We start from the raw sequence: 16,447 nt of genomic DNA, 5'->3' as shown, positions 1-16,447 counted from the left end.
AAGGAAAAGCAGGCGCTTTTCCTTAGACAACATCCTCATATACTTCCTCGGCATTTTCTAGCTTATCGACCTTTTCTTCGATCCCACTATCTGCGTTAATGAAAATACGGTACGTGTCATCACCTAGTGTTCCCATAAATTCATAACACAGTACTTCTTCGTTCATATCGTTAATAATAATAGATTGTCTATTTTCCATCACCTTAACACTTGGGTTAATTTTCTTTTGTGCGTCTTCCACCGATAGAGTTGGCTTAGGAATATCTCTCACATGGTGAGAACGTAAATAATCATCAGCAGAAAAGCCTAAAATATTTCCATTATCCAATGCTACCTTTACATTAATAGAATCCGGATACACTCTAACATCATTTTCATTTGTAACAAAGGTAAATACTCCAATATTATCGTACTGTGTGCTTTCAAATAGATCTAAATTTTCAAAGCCCGTATCCTTTAAGAATTGAATCGCTTTCGTACTAGCATCATTTAGACTTATTTTTTGCTCTTTTACATCACGAGAGTAGATAAACCAAATTGGATAACCACCTTTTTTCGTGACATCCATATTTGCTTCTTCATTCGTCCCCTTCTTTTGTACAGAAATGCTATAAAAACCCGTACTTGCACCTTTCCCACTTTCCGTAACCTTAACAGTCACATCATTTCCAAAGGCTGCATATTTTTTTGCAATTTGGACGGCCTCTTCTTCTTTTACTTGTTTCCCTTGCAAGTATTTAAACTCATTGTCTTCTTTTTGACTTAAAGACACAAAGTCAGGTCCAAAATCTGTGTCTCCATATCCTTCAACCGTTTTCTCAACGGTCTTAAAGCCATCAATGATTGTATTATCTAAAGGCTCTTCAGTTGATGCTAGAGCCAGTTCAACATCCATCCAGCGTAAGTTATTTTCTAAAACCATATGCTGTACCTTTCGCAATTCACCTTGTATCTCTGCTGACTGCTTATACAGGTCCTGCAATGATTGGTACTCTTTACCCGTTAATGGTTCTTTCTCTAAATCTCTAATTGCAGTACGGTAACTAAAATCACCAATTTTCGCGAGAAACTCCTCCGTCTTGTTGAAAGGTAGAAGCGTTAACGGAAGTTGACCAACATCACTATGAGCATCAGATGTTATTTTCCAAACCTCTGCTAAAGAAGGCGATAATGATTCCCTTGAATTCATAGCTAATGTAGTTCCAATTTTATTATTCAGTAAATCTACCTGATAGCTTAGATCGTGAAACGCTCTTTGATAGTTGTTCTCAGCATTAATGAGTACGGCATTTTTTTCACGATGCTCTTGGTAGCCCCAAAAAGCTGTACCTGCTACCCCGAGCACCAAAACACCTATTAAGATTGTTCTAATCAATTCGACCTCACCCCTATTTACAGAATATATGCTTTCCGATGCGCTTAATTTGTGGTCTAGACCAAATCCATCCACTTGTCGCCGTGTCAGGGTTAAAATAATAGATGGCATTACCAGTCGGATCCCAACCGTTCATGGCGTCCAGAACTGCTTTTTTTGCGCTTTCATTTGGGGTTAACCAAATCTGGCCATCTGCAACGGCAGTAAACGCTCTTGGCTCAAAGATAACACCTGAAACCGTATTAGGAAATGTAGCACTTTGCACCCTGTTTAATATGACAGCCGCCACCGCTACTTGACCAATATAAGGTTCTCCCCTTGCTTCTCCATACACAGCGTTTGCCATTAACTGAATATCATTCTGTGAAAAACCACTTGGTACATTAGCTGCTGTAGGTTTTTTTGGTGGTGTTGCAGCTGTTGCTTTTGGTCCTGCTTGGTTTCCAGCATTTGCTTGTGGTGCAGCATTTCCTTGTGGTGCAGCAGGTTTCTTTGCTGCCGTATTATTATTTTGCGGCTTCTTAGCTGCTGTTGTATTCTGTTTACTTTGTTCAGCTGTTGTATTTTGTTTCGGTTGTTGTGCAGTTGGAGCCTTTGCTTGGTTTTTTGCTGTTGGTTTTTTTGCTGTTGCCGTTCCTTGATTCTTATTCGGCTGCGCCTTATTTGCTTTCGGGTTAGGCTTTTTTTGCTTTGCTAAATCTACTCCACCATAATGAGTAAATTTGTTTCCATTATTTATTTGTTCCTTAACAAATTGTTCATTGTACTTTGTTGCTTTTACTAATTTCTGCTTTGTTGTTGGACCAGCAAGTCCATCGATTGGTAGTCCAAATTCGTACTGAAAGTTTCTTAGAGCCCAATACGTCTTCCATCCAAATACACCGTCAATTTTTCCATTATAATAACCGATGTACTGAAGACGTGATTGAAGTTCAATAACATCTTCACCTACTGCCCCTTGTTGAATCACTTGATTGGTGAAGGCATCAACCTGATCCACCTTTGTTGTAAAGGGGATAATAACTTGTGTTAGAAAGAAGATTGTAGCAACTTTCATTAATAAAATTTTTTTGTTCATCGTTTGCAACCCCCAGATGTAAATCTTATTAACATTAATCCTATTTTTTGTAGAGGTTGGTTTTTTATGCAAAAAGCTACTAGAAACTTCTTAAATAAGAATCGAAAGACAAAATAAAACCCCTCTCAATTTTATAATTGAAGGGGGTTTTGAATGTGTATATCATCATTAGTTGCTTTTATTCCGCTCAAGTGTCTCGCACTCTTCACCTTACGGAGAGCAAGCCACCATAAAAAAATCATAAATGGCAGTATAAAGATCAGCCAGTATTCAAAAGACATTAATATATAATCATAAATACCATGAAAAAATACAGGAAGAAACAGTGAAAAAAGGAGCCATTTCCCTTTTTTCTCTTTTGTAAATTTCCCTTTTCCTAAATAGTAGCCCATTAACACACCAAAAAGCGCATGACTTGAAACAGGTAATAGCGCTCGACCCACAGCGTGCTCGACCCCATTTGCCAACAAATACAATATATTTTCACTTGTTGCGAACCCAAGTGCTACAGAAGTACCATATACAATTCCATCATACGGTTCGTCAAATTCAACATGTTGATAGATTGCATAAAAAAGGATGAACCACTTGAAAAATTCTTCCAAAAACCCTGTCGTAAAGAAGGCATTTAAAAAATCAGAAACAACCAAATGCTCTACATCAATCACATATTGAATAAACATAATTGGAAATACAAGCAGTGCCCCGTATATAAATGTACGTAAAACCACTGAGATTGGTTCTGACCCGTACTCATCCCTTAAGTAGAAATAACTAAGAAGAGCTAAGCCAGGAGCTATCCCAGCAGAAAAAATCCCTAGCATTTGCTATCCTCTTTTCCATTCGTTTCTTCCATCGTATCATGAGTTCTTAAGAAAGAAAATCTATATTTTTGACGTTTCATGTAGACGAAGTAGCTTTCATATAGGTATGATTCTAACAGGATCATTTAACGGGAGGTTCTTATGAAAAATTTACTTGTTATCCACACAGGCGGGACGATATCAATGAGTGAGGATACGGAAACAGGAGCTGTAAAACCGGGCGAAAAAAATCCAATTGTCGATAAAACAAGGGAGCTTTTGTCGGTTGCGAATTTAATCATTGAGGAGCCTTTCCAGCTGCCCTCACCCCATATAACGGCAAAAGAAATGCTGCAGTTAAGAACAATTATTGAATCTTATATAAAGGAAGATAAAATTAACGGAGTTGTGATTACACATGGCACTGATACATTAGAGGAAACTGCTTATTTCTTAGATTTAACGATACGGACAAGCATACCGATTGTTTTGACAGGGGCAATGAGGTCAAGTAACGAAGTTGGTTCAGACGGTCTATATAATTTACTTTCAGCATTAAAAGTAGCAAATAGTGAAGAAGCAGTTGGAAATGGAGTTCTAGTGGTGTTAAACGACGAAATACACACGGCAGTAAATGTAACAAAGACTCATACAAGCAATGTATCTACCTTTCAAAGCCCGCAGTATGGACCCATTGGGACTGTGACAAAAAGAGGAGTTTTCTTTCACCACTCACCAAAGAAAAGAGAAGTGTATCATGTGGAGAACATTTCTAAACGTGTGGTACTAATTAAAGCTCATGCCGGAATGGATTCTTCCCTCCTTTATGCGATAAACGATTTACATTTTGACGGTGTTGTCATTGAGGCGTTAGGACAAGGAAATCTTCCACCTGCAACTATTCATGGTATTAAGCTTTTGCTCGAAAATAAAATACCGGTTGTATTTGTTTCAAGATGCTTTAATGGACTAGCGGAAGATGTTTATAGCTATGAAGGCGGTGGAAAGCAATTTAAGGATTTGGGCGTCATTTTCTCTAAAGGTCTTAATGGGCAAAAGGCTAGAATTAAATTGATGATTACTTTAGAAACGACTACCGATATAAAAAAACTAGATCACATGTTTCAATAAGAAATACCGGGCAAACATTTGCCCGGTATTTCTTACGATTCTTTATTAGCTATTGATTGAGCTATTTGCTCTCCATGGAAGCGGCCGTTTTCAATAAAAATTTCATTCGCATTGTTTCCAGCCGCTAATACACCTGCAATATAAATGCCGTTAATATTGCTTTCCATCGTTTCTCCATTATACCTTGGCCTTCCAGTGTCACGATCAATTTCTATTCCCATTTGAGCAAGAAAGCTATGATCTGGATGATAACCAGTCATAGCAAACACAAAGTCGTTTTTTATGCTATACACTTTGCCATGTTTGTGATAAGTTACTTTTTCAGATTCAATTTCCTTTAACTCTGCTTCAAATTCCATCTTTACGACACCATTTCGAACGAGTGAATCAAATTCAGGAAGAATCCATGGTTTAATAGAAGGAGAATAATCTTTCCCACGATAAATAACGGTTACTCTTGCACCTGCTTTTACAAGCTCGATCGTAGCGTCAACGCTTGAGTTCTTTCCTCCAACGACAACAATATCTTGATCAAAATAAGGGTGGGCTTCTTTGAAATAATGAGAAACTTTAGGTAAATCCTCACCTGGAATTCCCATCAAATTTGGATGATCATAATAACCAGTTGCTACAATCACATATTTTGCAGCGTACTCCTTTTTATCGGTGCTAACGATAAACATATTATCTTCTTTTATCACTCTTGTTACTTTTTCAAACGGATACACCCGTAAACCTTTCCTTTTTACTACTTCCCGATAATATACTAATGCTTGATTTCTTCTTGGTTTGTATTCTTCTGTTAAAAAAGGAACATCTCCAATTTCTAACTTCTCACTCGTACTAAAAAATGTTTGGTGTGTAGGATAATGATAAATCGCATTCACTATATTTCCTTTTTCAATAATTAGCGGATTTTTCCCAATTTTTTTCAATGCGATTGCCGCTGATAAGCCACACGGTCCTCCACCAATAATAATTGCATCTTCTATTTGCATCGCTCTCTCTCCTAAACAAAAAAATCTCCATCATTTTATGATAGGAGATTTTTTATTTCTTTTCAAATATAAATCATTAAATCCAACCTCTAAATCTTGATGCTTCAGCCATTTTCCTTACACCAACCATATATGCTGCTAAGCGCATATCTACGCGTCTAGTTTGTGCAGTATCATATATATTATTAAAAGATTTACACATAACCTTTTCTAACTTTTCTTCTACTTCTTCTTCCGTCCAGTAATACCCTTGATTATTTTGGACCCACTCAAAATAAGACACGGTAACTCCACCCGCAGAAGCAAGCACATCAGGTACAAGTAAAATCCCTCTGTCCGTTAAGATCTTAGTCGCTTCGAGTGTCGTTGGACCATTTGCCGCTTCAACAACTATCTTCGCGCGAATATTATGAGCGTTTTCTTCTGTGATCTGATTCTCAATGGCTGCAGGAACCAAGATGTCACAGTCTAATTCAAGCAACTCTTTATTCGTAATCGTATTATTAAATAGCTTTGTAACTGTTCCAAAGCTATCACGTCTGTCCAATAAATAATCTATATCCAATCCATTTGGATCATGTAATGCTCCATACGCATCGGAGATACCCACTACTTTTGCACCTGCATCATGCATAAACTTTGACAGATAGCTACCTGCGTTTCCAAATCCTTGAACAACCACACGTGCACCTTCAATATTAATACCCTTTTTCGCAGCAGCTTCTCTTATACAAATAGTTACACCTTTTGCTGTTGCCGATTCCCTACCATGTGAACCACCTAGTACGAGTGGTTTTCCAGTAATAAAACCTGGAGAATTAAATTCATCTATTCGACTATATTCATCCATCATCCAAGCCATAATTTGTGAATTTGTAAACACATCTGGCGCCGGTATATCTTTTGTTGGTCCAACAATCTGACTAATCGCTCTAACGTAGCCTCGACTTAAGCGTTCTAGTTCACGAAATGACATATCACGAGGGTCACACACAATGCCCCCCTTACCTCCGCCATATGGTAAGTCAACGATTCCACATTTTAAACTCATCCAAATAGAAAGTGCCTTTACTTCCTTTTCTGTTACACCTGGATGGAAACGAATTCCTCCTTTTGTTGGCCCAACAGCATCATTGTGTTGTGCACGATACCCTGTAAATATCTTTACTGACCCATCGTCCATCCTTACTGGGATTTTTACTGTTAACATTCTCATTGGTTCTTTTAATAGTTCATATACTTCTTCAGGGTAGCCAAGCTTTTCTAATGCACTGTGAATAACGGTTTGAGTCGATCTTAGCACATCAAGCTTTTCTTCATGGTTTATGTTTGTAGTCCCTTTTTCGGCCACTATTTTACCCTCCTAAAATCACTAACAATGTTGTCCCATTCATGACATAGTATACACTTTTAGGTAATTTATGCAATAATAAATGAAAATTTTTTGACATTTTTAATATATTTTTTGAAAACGCTACCATCGTTGTTATTTAGGGAATTTTCTGTATTTTTTCACTTCCCTTATCAGCCTTAAATGGGGTTTTCCACCTTCTGTTTAAATACTATTTACTAGTGTCTGTTTTTCATCTCAAGATATTCTTTTAGAAAAAAAACGGCAGAGACAGACCATTACTTAAAGTAATGGACAATAGTCTCAACCGCTTTCTGATCAATCACTGTTTTCCCATACTCCTTTATGCGATGGATACTTTCAAGAGTAGGGTTTGAGTATTCAGATAGAACAACTGCCACTAACGTGAAGTTACAGTCCTCTACATTTTCTATACAAAAATAATACCTGTCATCCATTACATATAAGCTTCCCCCAGTAAAGCCGAGTACATTAAGCTGATGAGACACTTGAATTACATACTCAATATTGGTAAATTCATAAATCAGGTCCTGCTTTTCCTTTACACTTACCTGTAAATCATAAAAAGAATCCACTAAAGAGGTATCTTCTTCTTCCTCATCCATCGTGACAATCATGACCATACCCTGAGTATGCATCGTAAAGATTTCTACCGCAACCGTTCCTTGTATATCCACATCAAATTGTTCACTAGCTTCTTCAAGCATTTCATGGAACAATTGATGCCACTTTAAAGAATCTTTCCAAATATCCTCTTTTGTTAAACCTCTTTCAGATAAATCATCAATAGTTAAAAATATTTTAATTTTATTATATGTTAATCGTTCTAAGCGCATTATAAAGCCCCCTGCTGTGAACAACTGTTTGTTTAGTTTATGACATTCTTGCAGGAAGGTGAATTGTCTAATCGATATTCCTTCTTACATTCTAGTTTTTAACCAACTATCCCACTTATTACGCGAGGTACCTATAATGTGTTCCTGATATTTGACGTTTTCTTTTTCAGAAATGGTATCAAATGCAAACCCACCTAATCCAATATGTATGTCTTCGTAGTTCTTTATCAATTTCTCTGTGAGTTGTAGCGTTCCTCTAACATTTTCCTTCATTGTGCAAGAAAAGAAGATAAATTTTGGTTTTACAATCTTAATAACCTCATCGATATCTTTCTCTGCTATACTTGCTCCCAAATAAATCACCTCAAATCCTTTACGTCTTAAAAATAACGTAAAGATGAGTAGGCCAAGTTCATGCCACTCACCTGGCCCACACACTGCAATGGCCTTTGGCATCATCGGATTATGCGGAAAGGAGTGCAAGATCATACCAATTCTTGATCGGAGAATAGATGAAGCAAAGTGTTCATGTGCGGTGGTAATCTTAGAATTTTCCCATAAGTCACCAATTTTCACCAGCAATGTGCCCAAAATATCTACCATTACCTTATCTACTGTAAACAAACTAAATGCTTGATTAATGATATCGTGTGCAGTCTTTTCGTCAAAGGCAAGTAGTGATTGAAGTAACTTGTCCGCCATGGCATTTGATTGGTCTCCACCTATTTGAACATGTAGAATACCTTCTTTTTCTTCAACCTCATTATTTTCAAGTAAAGTAACAGCTTGACTAATGGTAAACCCTTTAGACACTTTGTCTTGGAGCCATCTTAATATCCTTACATGTTCTTCTGTGTATAGACGGTGTCCCGATTCGTTTCTTTTTGGCGCTACCATCTGATAGCGCCTTTCCCAAGCACGTAGCGTTCCTGCTTGAATTCCTAACATTTTTGAGACCGCTTTTATATTATATTTTCCTTCTTCTGTCACCATTGTCTTTCCTCCGTATAACTCGTAACTTACTCACATTATACAGTTCATATAAAATATGTGTAAACTTTGTATAGGCTAACATCAGTCTGTGTCTTTATTGAAAATAAAAATAAAATGCGTTTCAGCTCTTGCTCCTAATCTTAGGGGCACAGCTGTCGTCCCATAGCCATTACTTACAAAAAGAGAGGTATTTGTTAATTTTCGGAATCCCCCTAACTCATATGGTCCGAACCCAAATATTCTAATTTGACCTCCATGTGTATGACCACTCAACACTAACGAGATCCGATCTTTCACCTGTATTTTTTCCGTGATTCTGGGATTATGGCTGACGAGTATCCGAAACCCCTCCTCTTTAGCATCCTGAAGTGCTAAGTCTAACCGGTCTCTCTTTAATTGAAGGTCATCAACTCCAAGAAGGACCATCACTTCCCCTGCTTCTGATTCAAAGGAAACCGCTGTATTATCTAATATCTTCACTCCGTTATCAAGAAGCAAAGCATCTAGCTCATGATAGTCAACCTCATAATCATTATTTCCCCAAACAAAATACAATGGTCCCAACTGTTTGAGAAGGGCAAGATTTTGTCTTACCTTCCGGAAATCGACTCCTTTTTCAAGCAGGTCACCACCAATGATTACTAGGTCTACCTGTCCTTTTGATTTCACATCCTGTATTATTTTGTCAGAGATCATGCGCTTATGAATGTCTGATATAAAAAAAAGCTTTAGTTCACCAAAGCTCTTAGGAAACTCTGAAAAAGTAAAATGATGGGTTTGAACTTTATTTCGAAATGCCTCTTTGTACATAAAAATAAGGAGAGAGACAGCTACAAACACTAACGCATAAAATAGGAACTCCATATATCCTCCACTTTATATTATTCTTTACTTTCACGAAGAAGCTCGTAATCTAATGAAATCATACCATAAAGCAATGAGAAACAAAAAAAAGCAACAGCTGGCCATAGAGAGACCATTGATAAAAAATAAAAACTTAAACACACAAAAAAAAGCAAGAGACATTCAAGCTTTAACAACCTCCCCCGCCACCTGCTAACAACCAACATTTCAATAACGTTCTTAATTAAATCAGCATTTATTAAAAATCCAATAAAAAACGCTAAAATAGAAGCAATAAAAGGAACAGGACTCAATACAACCTCTACAATAATATCAGATAAAGTATTTGGAAAATGGATAGGTATCCATACGATAAATAATAATCCACATATATATCCGAACAAAAGTTTCATGAGTTTTTTCACAAACATAAAAATCCCTCCCATAAACAATGTATGAGAGGAATCAAACTTGTTACACATTTATCTTACAATTAGTCTTCATATATGTTTAGAATACGAAATCCAAAATCCTCTAGCTTTTTCACAAACTTGTCAATGTTATTATTTTTTTCAACTTTCAAGACAATTCGTCGAACCAATTTATCCGTTTCATCAAAAGTTACTAATGAAATAATTTGCTCATGAAATTGATGAGCAATTTCTGCTAATTTTGCAATCCTGCCCTCTGTTTCCACAGAGGTAAATGCAATACGAATTCCTGAGCGATGAACGCCAAACGCTGAACCGAATTGCTCTAAACAATCAGAACGAGTGACAACCCCTAAAAACTTTCGATTTTCATCAACTACCGCCACTAAGGGGTAATCCTTTAAATCCAACAATATATTCTCAAAGATTTCATTTCCTTCCAAAAAGCGATCTTGATGTGTTGCAATTTGAGAGACGGTTGTATTTGTTAAATAATCATCTTTTGTTTGCTGGCTTTTAAAGTAATTTTCATAAATGCTGTATCTTGTAACCGTTCCTACATAAGTGTGTCCATCTAACACGGGCAACCCATCAATTTGTTCTTCCTCAAGCTTAGTAAGCGCACTCAGCAGAGAGTCTTGATGAGAAACAACATGACAATGATGCTTTGGTATCATAATACTTTTTACGAACATGTCAATCACCTCAGGAAAGAGTAAATGGCTTCCATAATTTATTCGACAATAAGGTCAAAGAATCCTTTTTTTTCAACCCCTACTTACTTTCATGATAAAGATTTATGTCAAAATTTTTCTTCATCATTTCAAATACTTTGTGACGATTTTTCCACTCATCTTCTTTTTTCCAAAGGTCTTTACTTTTATCAATGATTTCACATCGAAGTGCATGGTATTCCTTTTCGGCTTTCTCACGCTTTTCTCGAAGTAAATTCATAAATCCATATAATCCTACAATGATGACTAGCATATAGAGGTTACTTGATTGATCAACAAAAACTGAAAACATGGCTGCAAAAGAATATGAGTAAGGTGTTAATACCACTTTATAAAGATAGTAAAAATAAATAAAACAGAGAAAAATGGTCGTCCACATCACAAGTAAATGACGAAGCTTCAATTTATCAAACTTTCTTTTTTTATCTATCACTTTCTGTAACATTTGCCTGGTAGCCTGATCCGTTCGATTGTCCAATAATAAAATTTCAGATTCCATTATTTCTACCCTCCCTTATCAAATAAATATGAACTTGTCCGATGTTTTATGATGATTACAAAAAAAGAGCTCAGCCATTTATATGGCAAAGCCCCATTACTTACTTAGCGGTATGGTTAAGGTTTGTCCTACTGTTATTTCGTTTGTTGACAATGAATTTGCTTTCTTAATAATATCAATACCAGACTGTGATTTATAATACTTCATAGCGATTCTAAATACAGTTTCTCCTGGCTGAACCTTATGGTAAACAACGGTTTGATCCACTGGCTCTACTTTTGTAGTTGAGTTAGTTGTGCTTTCAGGAGTTGTTGTTGTTCCTTGAGCAGTTTCGCTGCTATTAGCTTGGTCAGCATTTACTGATTCTTCAACTGTATCTCCTTCTGCTTCCACATTCTCGTCGGTCACGACTTCTTCCGTTTCCGTTTTTTCTTCCTCCTCTACCGCTACCTCCTCTTCTGCATCTGTATAATATACAGCCTCTGCTCCCTTACTTTCTTCAACCGTCGTACTTACTGATGATTTTTGAGAATCGTTATATGTGTAAATACTAAAAATTACGATTGGTAATAAGATAAAAAACATACCTAGCAAGCGTATGAGAGGATACTTTACTTTTATCTTTGTCTTTTTTTTCAATTGTTTTTGTTTATGAACTCTACTCCTTGGTGGAAGCTTATCATTTGAAAGGGTAGCCTTTCCGTCTTGTGACGACTCTACTTTAAGATCAACATCCTTCATCCTTTTACGAAGTTTTTCTGCTTGATCTCTAATAGGCTCTTCTTTATTCATTTCTTTCACTTTCCTCTCTTATCCTCTCTTTTCTTTTGATAATAAATCCCAATAACGCATCAATGACAAAATGCATCGCAATAGTCACTAGGAGATTTCCAGTCCACTCGTATATAACTCCAATAAAGAAGCTGAGCAGAGTGATATTTAAAAAGAGAAACCAATTAAATAGATAGCGATAATGGATAACAGCAAAAATAACGCTAGATACAATTAGTCCAAAATGAGTTTGTATAATCCCTCGAAAAAGAATCTCTTCACTTGTGGCAACAATCACTGAAATAAAGAGAATTTCCCATCCTTTTCTCTTTGAAAACAACTTCTCATTTAACCCTCCATCATCATAATAAGAGGAGGGAAGGAATTTCATAAACATTGCATCAATACATACGATAAGTAATCCTGCAGGAATCCCTACCCACCAGATAAAAGGGTCGTTCCAGTCAAAGAGATCTAGAAAGGGCTTTAGACTGTCAAATAAAAAATACCCCATAACTATGGAAAGGACCCCAAGTATGACTTGTGTCATGTATAGATGTTTTAACAATTCCTTGTCTGATAACTCATCAATCAACTCTTCATATTTATTATTCATAACTAGTCCCACTCTTCGTAAGCAAGCCCTTCAAATAATCCTTCCACTGAAAAGGCCAATTCTCTACTACTTCTGAACACTTGATTTTGTAGTGATCGTAAACTATTCCACACACAGAACAACAATCGTCAATGGTCACGTGGGTGATTTCTCCAAAATAAGAAAGAACTTTCTTGCGCTTACACTCTTTCGACTGAATCCAGTTCAACATCTCCACTATCTTTTTCCTTTTATGCTTTTTTCTATTGTCAACATATTCTATAAACCGTTCTTCCTCTAACTTTAAATCCATACTGTTAGATAGACTACGGAGAAAATCCTTTGTTAATCTCCAGGAAGTATCCGAAAATCCTCCAATATGTCGAATGGTTTCCTCCATTTCTTCCCACTCATCAAGCAGTTGGTCTCCAAAATGTTGAAACAGCCAACGAATTTGATATTCTGTAGGAAGCTCTCCTTCTGCTAATTGGTATGGAAGTTGCTCATCATAAGGAGAATACAAAAGAATGGATATGCTATTCTCCCCATCCCTTCCCGCTCTCCCAATCTCCTGTAAGTAAGACTCTAGCTGTAAGGGCATATGGAAATGGATGACAAACCGAACATTTTCTTTATTGATTCCCATTCCGAAGGCGCTAGTGGCACAAATTACATCAAGCTGCCCTTTAATAAATTGCTGCTGAATAAGTATTCTACTTTCCTGGTCAAGCCCACCGTGATACGCCATTGATCTTGGAACGCCACTATCTCTTAGCATAACAGCTACTTCTTCGGCTAATTTTTTACTAGAAAAATAGATAATCCCAGGACCTTGTAAAAAAGATACCCACTCCAACAGCCTTTCAAGTTTTTCCCTTGCATCATGCACAAAGTCTACGACCATTTTAATATTAGGACGGTCAACAGAGGAAACAAACTCCTCCCACTCCTCTAGCTTTAAAGTTCTTACAATATCGGACCGAACCTCCTGATCTGCTGTGGCAGTCAAAGCAATCGTTTGAGGACTTCCAAGAGCTTCACGAATGTCACCTAACTTTAAATAATCAGGTCTAAAATCATAACCCCACTGCGATATACAATGTGCCTCATCTACCACAAATAGGCTGATTACTAACTTATTTAGTTGTGAAACAACAAATTCATTCATTAGCATTTCAGGTGAGATATAAATAAACTTATACGTATGCAAACGACCAAATACACTACCTCTCTCCTCACGTTCTAGAAAAGAATTGATCGCTACCACTCGTTTTTCACCACGTGCCATCATCTGTTCAACTTGGTCCTGCATCAATGAAAGCAACGGGGTAACCACTATCACAACACCTTCCATAAGATAAGCGGGTAGTTGATAACAAAGTGACTTACCAGTTCCAGTTGGAAGCATTGCAAGGACATTCTTTCCTTGTAATAATTCTTCAATAATCTCTTTTTGACCTATTTTAAATTGATCGTATCCAAAATGTGTTTTTAATTCATTCTCTAACATCATAGTAGGTCACCAAATTTCGCAATCACTAATCGAATTTGGAAATAATCTACATCTATTATTTCTCGTATTTTCCTCAACTGCTTTGACGATGCTTTTTGAATCGCCTCTTTTATCCTTTCCTGAAGTGGCTCTTCAACAAATCGGTCAATATTAAACCCATTAACGAAAAGGGCAATCTCAACTATATGATCTTGAATCGTACTTTCTTTTAGTTTTCTTATTCGGCCAATCTCTACAATTCCTTTTCCTCTCTGTATTAATTCGAATGTTTTTTTTGCAGAAACTGTTAGTTGATGAAGCTTATCTGTAACTGCCATTCTAGCTAATAACGGAAAGGCTGTAGGGGTTTCCTCGATTGACCTCATTAAATAATGAAGCAAGGCTTGAAATTGAAATCGATAGCTGTTCTCTTCAATCCCAAGCATTTCTATCGTTTGCATTTCCGTTAACCCTATTGATTGAAATCCCGAAAATCTTGCAACTAATACGCTTGGGTCAACCTCTAGCTCTGAAGACTCCAATAATGACTGTAATTCCTTAAGCAACTGATGAGGAAAGTCTTTGCTGTTTCCTACCGATGTTGCAAATAAATGCTTAATCCAATTTTGAGTATCTTTATTTTTCTGAACTGGTATATAGCTTGTTTGTTTATTAACTTGATTAGAGCATACTTGGACGAGCAAAGATAATCTTTCCCAAAACTGCATGCAATTGTGATATTTTCCTCCTTGCAAATTTTTCAAGAATGGATACATTGAATACAATTTATTGATCAAAAGTTGTCCACTTTCGCTAACGACAATCTGCTGATCGCTAGAAATATACATAAGTTCATGTTTTATTAATTTGCTTATAATGCTGTCATATTGTTCTCTTGTTAAATGATGCGCTGTATGAAAAAAGGAATCTAATTGAAAAAGATGTGAGTCCTGTATGGTTTGAGATGATTTTTTACCATTTAATAAATGAAACACGCTTGAGCTGCTTCTTTCTCTACCCAGTTTTGATAAACAATAGAGAACGACCTGTTCAAGAATATTTATCAATTCACTTCACCTTCGCTACGTAGGTTTTTTTGTATTTTTATGTCTATTATTGTAGCATGAAATGAGTCGCATTTAATGAATAAAAAATGCCATAAATGGTCAAACCCTTATATGATAAGCATTCTCAATACTTTTTCTATTGAAATGTTGACCATTCAGTTTTACAATAAGATATGAGGGATGCATTCCTAATGCATTTGGGAATGATAAAATATACTTGTTTAATTTTTGGGAGGTATTTTACATGGCAAAATACACAATTGTAGACAAAGAAACTTGCATTGCATGTGGTGCTTGCGGAGCAGCTGCACCTGACATTTACGATTACGATGATGAAGGCATTGCATTTGTTACTCTTGACGATAACCAAGGTATCGTTGAAATTCCAGACGTACTATTAGACGATATGATGGATGCGTTCGAAGGCTGCCCAACAGATTCTATTAAAGTAGCTGATGAAGCATTTGATGGAGACGCTCTTAAATTCGAATAGTAAATAAGTAAAAGCAACGGCTTTGCCGTTGCTTTTTTATGACTATGCTGCTCTGCTTTGCACTTTTTGTTTGTTCATCCATGTTCCCATTCTTGCAAACAGAAGCATAAAAATAACTGATATTAATATACCCTTAACGAGGTTAAAAGGAAGTATGGCCGTAACAATCATTTGCCTTGTTTCTTCGCCAGACATAGCAGGCGTATTTAAAAAGAATGTATAAGCAGGCAAAATAATGTAATAGTTAAGCACACTCATAAGAACTGCCATAGATATGGTACCTACTACTAAGCCAAATGTCATACCTTTTGAAGATTTCACTTTTTGATAAATATAGTATGTTGGCAAAATAAACAGAATACCAGCAACAAAATTTGCAACATGGCCAACAGGAACTCCAGTTGCACTTCCTGTTAAAAAGTAATCAAGTACATTCTTTAGAAGCTCAATCAATATTCCAGCAACTGGTCCGAGTATTAGAGCACCAATCAAAGCTGGCACATCACTAAAATCCACCATTAAAAACTGTGGAAAAGGTGGAAGCGGAAAATTAAGAAGCATTAATACATATGAGATGCTACTTAACATTCCAATCATTACAAGTGTTCTTACGTTGAATCTTTTCATTTCCCTCTCTCCTTTTTTAGGATCCATCTCACCTAAAGAAGAAAGGTTCAGCATCACGTACCTCATTAACAAATAAACCTCAAGCGAGTCGCTTGAGGGAGATGTTTTAGAGGTCACGCTTAATAAACGTTCAAAACTCTCATTTTTAAACGTCTGCAGAACCTCCATCTTCTCCCATCCAGACTATACTGTCGGCTTTGGAATCTCACCAAATCCTGCCCAAAAATCAGGCTCGCGGGCTTAGAGTTTACACTCATTACCGCCGGTCGGGAATTACACCCTGCCCCGAAGATAGACCAATATTATATT

At 36.7% G+C, this 16,447-nt stretch carries 18 protein-coding genes and 1 riboswitch; of the genes, 2 read left to right on the top strand and 16 right to left on the bottom strand.

Going from position 1 to position 16,447, the window contains the following annotated elements; genetic code table 11:
- Positions 1 to 22: 22 nt before the first annotated feature.
- The 3 genes from ypeB to prsW all read right to left on the bottom strand — a co-directional run bounded on the left by ypeB (position 23) and on the right by prsW (position 3,277).
- Positions 23 to 1,375, bottom strand: a complete 1,353-nt coding sequence (gene ypeB / locus ACQ5H4_RS00420; RefSeq protein ID WP_430772994.1) for a germination protein YpeB — start codon at positions 1,373 to 1,375, stop codon at positions 23 to 25.
- A 13-nt stretch (positions 1,376 to 1,388) separates the two neighbouring features.
- Positions 1,389 to 2,453, bottom strand: a complete 1,065-nt coding sequence (gene sleB, locus ACQ5H4_RS00415) for a spore cortex-lytic enzyme (RefSeq protein WP_430772993.1) — start codon at positions 2,451 to 2,453, stop codon at positions 1,389 to 1,391.
- A 131-nt stretch (positions 2,454 to 2,584) separates the two neighbouring features.
- Positions 2,585 to 3,277, bottom strand: coding sequence for a glutamic-type intramembrane protease PrsW (prsW, locus tag ACQ5H4_RS00410; protein ID WP_430772992.1), 693 nt, complete (start codon positions 3,275 to 3,277; stop codon positions 2,585 to 2,587).
- 141 nt (positions 3,278 to 3,418) lie between these two features.
- On the opposite strand from prsW, the gene ACQ5H4_RS00405 reads away from it, so the two are divergent.
- Positions 3,419 to 4,387 (top strand): asparaginase, encoded by a 969-nt coding sequence (locus tag ACQ5H4_RS00405; RefSeq protein ID WP_430772991.1) that lies wholly within the window; start codon positions 3,419 to 3,421, stop codon positions 4,385 to 4,387.
- Positions 4,388 to 4,419: 32 nt separating this feature from the next.
- On the opposite strand, the gene ACQ5H4_RS00400 is transcribed toward ACQ5H4_RS00405, so the two are convergent.
- The 12 genes from ACQ5H4_RS00400 to ACQ5H4_RS00345 form a co-directional block, all read right to left on the bottom strand.
- Positions 4,420 to 5,385 (bottom strand): YpdA family putative bacillithiol disulfide reductase, encoded by a 966-nt coding sequence (locus tag ACQ5H4_RS00400; RefSeq protein ID WP_430772990.1) that lies wholly within the window; start codon positions 5,383 to 5,385, stop codon positions 4,420 to 4,422.
- A 76-nt stretch (positions 5,386 to 5,461) separates the two neighbouring features.
- A complete protein-coding gene (locus ACQ5H4_RS00395) occupies positions 5,462 to 6,739 on the bottom strand; it encodes a Glu/Leu/Phe/Val family dehydrogenase (RefSeq protein WP_119708969.1) in 1,278 nt (425 codons plus the stop codon).
- Positions 6,740 to 7,014: 275 nt separating this feature from the next.
- A complete protein-coding gene (locus ACQ5H4_RS00390) occupies positions 7,015 to 7,593 on the bottom strand; it encodes a genetic competence negative regulator (protein WP_430772989.1) in 579 nt (192 codons plus the stop codon).
- Positions 7,594 to 7,677: 84 nt separating this feature from the next.
- Positions 7,678 to 8,586 carry a MerR family transcriptional regulator gene (locus tag ACQ5H4_RS00385; RefSeq protein WP_430772988.1) on the bottom strand — a complete coding sequence of 303 codons (909 nt, stop codon included), beginning with the start codon at positions 8,584 to 8,586 and terminating at the stop codon, positions 7,678 to 7,680.
- Positions 8,587 to 8,667: 81 nt separating this feature from the next.
- The gene (locus ACQ5H4_RS00380) at positions 8,668 to 9,450 is read right to left on the bottom strand and encodes a metallophosphoesterase (protein WP_430772987.1); all 783 of its coding nucleotides are present in this window, start codon (positions 9,448 to 9,450) and stop codon (positions 8,668 to 8,670) included.
- 17 nt (positions 9,451 to 9,467) lie between these two features.
- Positions 9,468 to 9,860 (bottom strand): hypothetical protein, encoded by a 393-nt coding sequence (locus tag ACQ5H4_RS00375; protein WP_430772986.1) that lies wholly within the window; start codon positions 9,858 to 9,860, stop codon positions 9,468 to 9,470.
- 62 nt (positions 9,861 to 9,922) lie between these two features.
- Positions 9,923 to 10,555: a CBS domain-containing protein gene (locus ACQ5H4_RS00370; protein ID WP_430772985.1), complete on the bottom strand. Its 633-nt coding sequence runs from the start codon at positions 10,553 to 10,555 to the stop codon at positions 9,923 to 9,925.
- A 79-nt stretch (positions 10,556 to 10,634) separates the two neighbouring features.
- The gene (locus ACQ5H4_RS00365; RefSeq protein WP_430772984.1) at positions 10,635 to 11,093 is read right to left on the bottom strand and encodes a YpbF family protein; all 459 of its coding nucleotides are present in this window, start codon (positions 11,091 to 11,093) and stop codon (positions 10,635 to 10,637) included.
- 96 nt (positions 11,094 to 11,189) lie between these two features.
- Positions 11,190 to 11,885, bottom strand: a complete 696-nt coding sequence (locus tag ACQ5H4_RS00360) for a LysM peptidoglycan-binding domain-containing protein (RefSeq protein ID WP_430772983.1) — start codon at positions 11,883 to 11,885, stop codon at positions 11,190 to 11,192.
- Positions 11,878 to 12,480, bottom strand: a complete 603-nt coding sequence (locus ACQ5H4_RS00355; RefSeq protein WP_430772981.1) for a CPBP family intramembrane glutamic endopeptidase — start codon at positions 12,478 to 12,480, stop codon at positions 11,878 to 11,880. The genes ACQ5H4_RS00360 and ACQ5H4_RS00355 overlap by 8 nt, the downstream gene beginning before the upstream one ends.
- The gene (locus tag ACQ5H4_RS00350) at positions 12,473 to 13,972 is read right to left on the bottom strand and encodes a RecQ family ATP-dependent DNA helicase (protein WP_430772980.1); all 1,500 of its coding nucleotides are present in this window, start codon (positions 13,970 to 13,972) and stop codon (positions 12,473 to 12,475) included. Before ACQ5H4_RS00350 ends, ACQ5H4_RS00355 begins: the two co-directional genes overlap by 8 nt.
- Complete coding sequence (locus ACQ5H4_RS00345) at positions 13,969 to 15,018, bottom strand: YpbB family protein (protein WP_430772979.1); 1,050 nt, start codon at positions 15,016 to 15,018, stop codon at positions 13,969 to 13,971. The genes ACQ5H4_RS00350 and ACQ5H4_RS00345 overlap by 4 nt, the downstream gene beginning before the upstream one ends.
- Positions 15,019 to 15,262: 244 nt before the next feature.
- Here ACQ5H4_RS00345 and ACQ5H4_RS00340 point away from each other — a divergent pair, with 244 nt between their 5' ends.
- Complete coding sequence (locus ACQ5H4_RS00340; protein WP_066047499.1) at positions 15,263 to 15,511, top strand: ferredoxin; 249 nt, start codon at positions 15,263 to 15,265, stop codon at positions 15,509 to 15,511.
- A 42-nt stretch (positions 15,512 to 15,553) separates the two neighbouring features.
- On the opposite strand, the gene ACQ5H4_RS00335 is transcribed toward ACQ5H4_RS00340, so the two are convergent.
- Positions 15,554 to 16,138, bottom strand: coding sequence for an ECF transporter S component (locus tag ACQ5H4_RS00335; RefSeq protein ID WP_430772978.1), 585 nt, complete (start codon positions 16,136 to 16,138; stop codon positions 15,554 to 15,556).
- Between the two features lie 162 nt (positions 16,139 to 16,300).
- Positions 16,301 to 16,435, bottom strand: a riboswitch (FMN riboswitch).
- Positions 16,436 to 16,447 lie beyond the last annotated feature (12 nt).

Origin of the sequence: Bacillus coreaensis (assembly GCF_050586445.1) — a bacterium.
In the GTDB taxonomy this organism is placed as follows: domain Bacteria; phylum Bacillota; class Bacilli; order Bacillales; family Cytobacillaceae; genus Robertmurraya_A; species Robertmurraya_A coreaensis.
The sequence above is the reverse complement of the archived record's forward strand: the minus strand, read 5'-3'. Positions and strand labels throughout refer to the sequence as shown.

What these genes read in the sequence shown, in the direction of transcription:
- sleB (WP_430772993.1), bottom strand. Translation starts at nt 2,453, where the DNA reads ATGAACAAAAAAATTTTATTAATGAAAGTTGCTACAATCTTCTTTCTA.
- prsW (WP_430772992.1), bottom strand. Translation starts at nt 3,277, where the DNA reads ATGCTAGGGATTTTTTCTGCTGGGATAGCTCCTGGCTTAGCTCTTCTT.
- ACQ5H4_RS00405 (WP_430772991.1), top strand. Translation starts at nt 3,419, where the DNA reads ATGAAAAATTTACTTGTTATCCACACAGGCGGGACGATATCAATGAGT.
- ACQ5H4_RS00400 (WP_430772990.1), bottom strand. Translation starts at nt 5,385, where the DNA reads ATGCAAATAGAAGATGCAATTATTATTGGTGGAGGACCGTGTGGCTTA.
- ACQ5H4_RS00390 (WP_430772989.1), bottom strand. Translation starts at nt 7,593, where the DNA reads ATGCGCTTAGAACGATTAACATATAATAAAATTAAAATATTTTTAACT.
- ACQ5H4_RS00385 (WP_430772988.1), bottom strand. Translation starts at nt 8,586, where the DNA reads ATGGTGACAGAAGAAGGAAAATATAATATAAAAGCGGTCTCAAAAATG.
- ACQ5H4_RS00380 (WP_430772987.1), bottom strand. Translation starts at nt 9,450, where the DNA reads ATGGAGTTCCTATTTTATGCGTTAGTGTTTGTAGCTGTCTCTCTCCTT.
- ACQ5H4_RS00375 (WP_430772986.1), bottom strand. Translation starts at nt 9,860, where the DNA reads ATGTTTGTGAAAAAACTCATGAAACTTTTGTTCGGATATATATGTGGA.
- ACQ5H4_RS00370 (WP_430772985.1), bottom strand. Translation starts at nt 10,555, where the DNA reads ATGTTCGTAAAAAGTATTATGATACCAAAGCATCATTGTCATGTTGTT.
- ACQ5H4_RS00365 (WP_430772984.1), bottom strand. Translation starts at nt 11,093, where the DNA reads ATGGAATCTGAAATTTTATTATTGGACAATCGAACGGATCAGGCTACC.
- ACQ5H4_RS00360 (WP_430772983.1), bottom strand. Translation starts at nt 11,885, where the DNA reads ATGAATAAAGAAGAGCCTATTAGAGATCAAGCAGAAAAACTTCGTAAA.
- ACQ5H4_RS00355 (WP_430772981.1), bottom strand. Translation starts at nt 12,480, where the DNA reads ATGAATAATAAATATGAAGAGTTGATTGATGAGTTATCAGACAAGGAA.
- ACQ5H4_RS00350 (WP_430772980.1), bottom strand. Translation starts at nt 13,972, where the DNA reads ATGATGTTAGAGAATGAATTAAAAACACATTTTGGATACGATCAATTT.
- ACQ5H4_RS00340 (WP_066047499.1), top strand. Translation starts at nt 15,263, where the DNA reads ATGGCAAAATACACAATTGTAGACAAAGAAACTTGCATTGCATGTGGT.
- ACQ5H4_RS00335 (WP_430772978.1), bottom strand. Translation starts at nt 16,138, where the DNA reads ATGAAAAGATTCAACGTAAGAACACTTGTAATGATTGGAATGTTAAGT.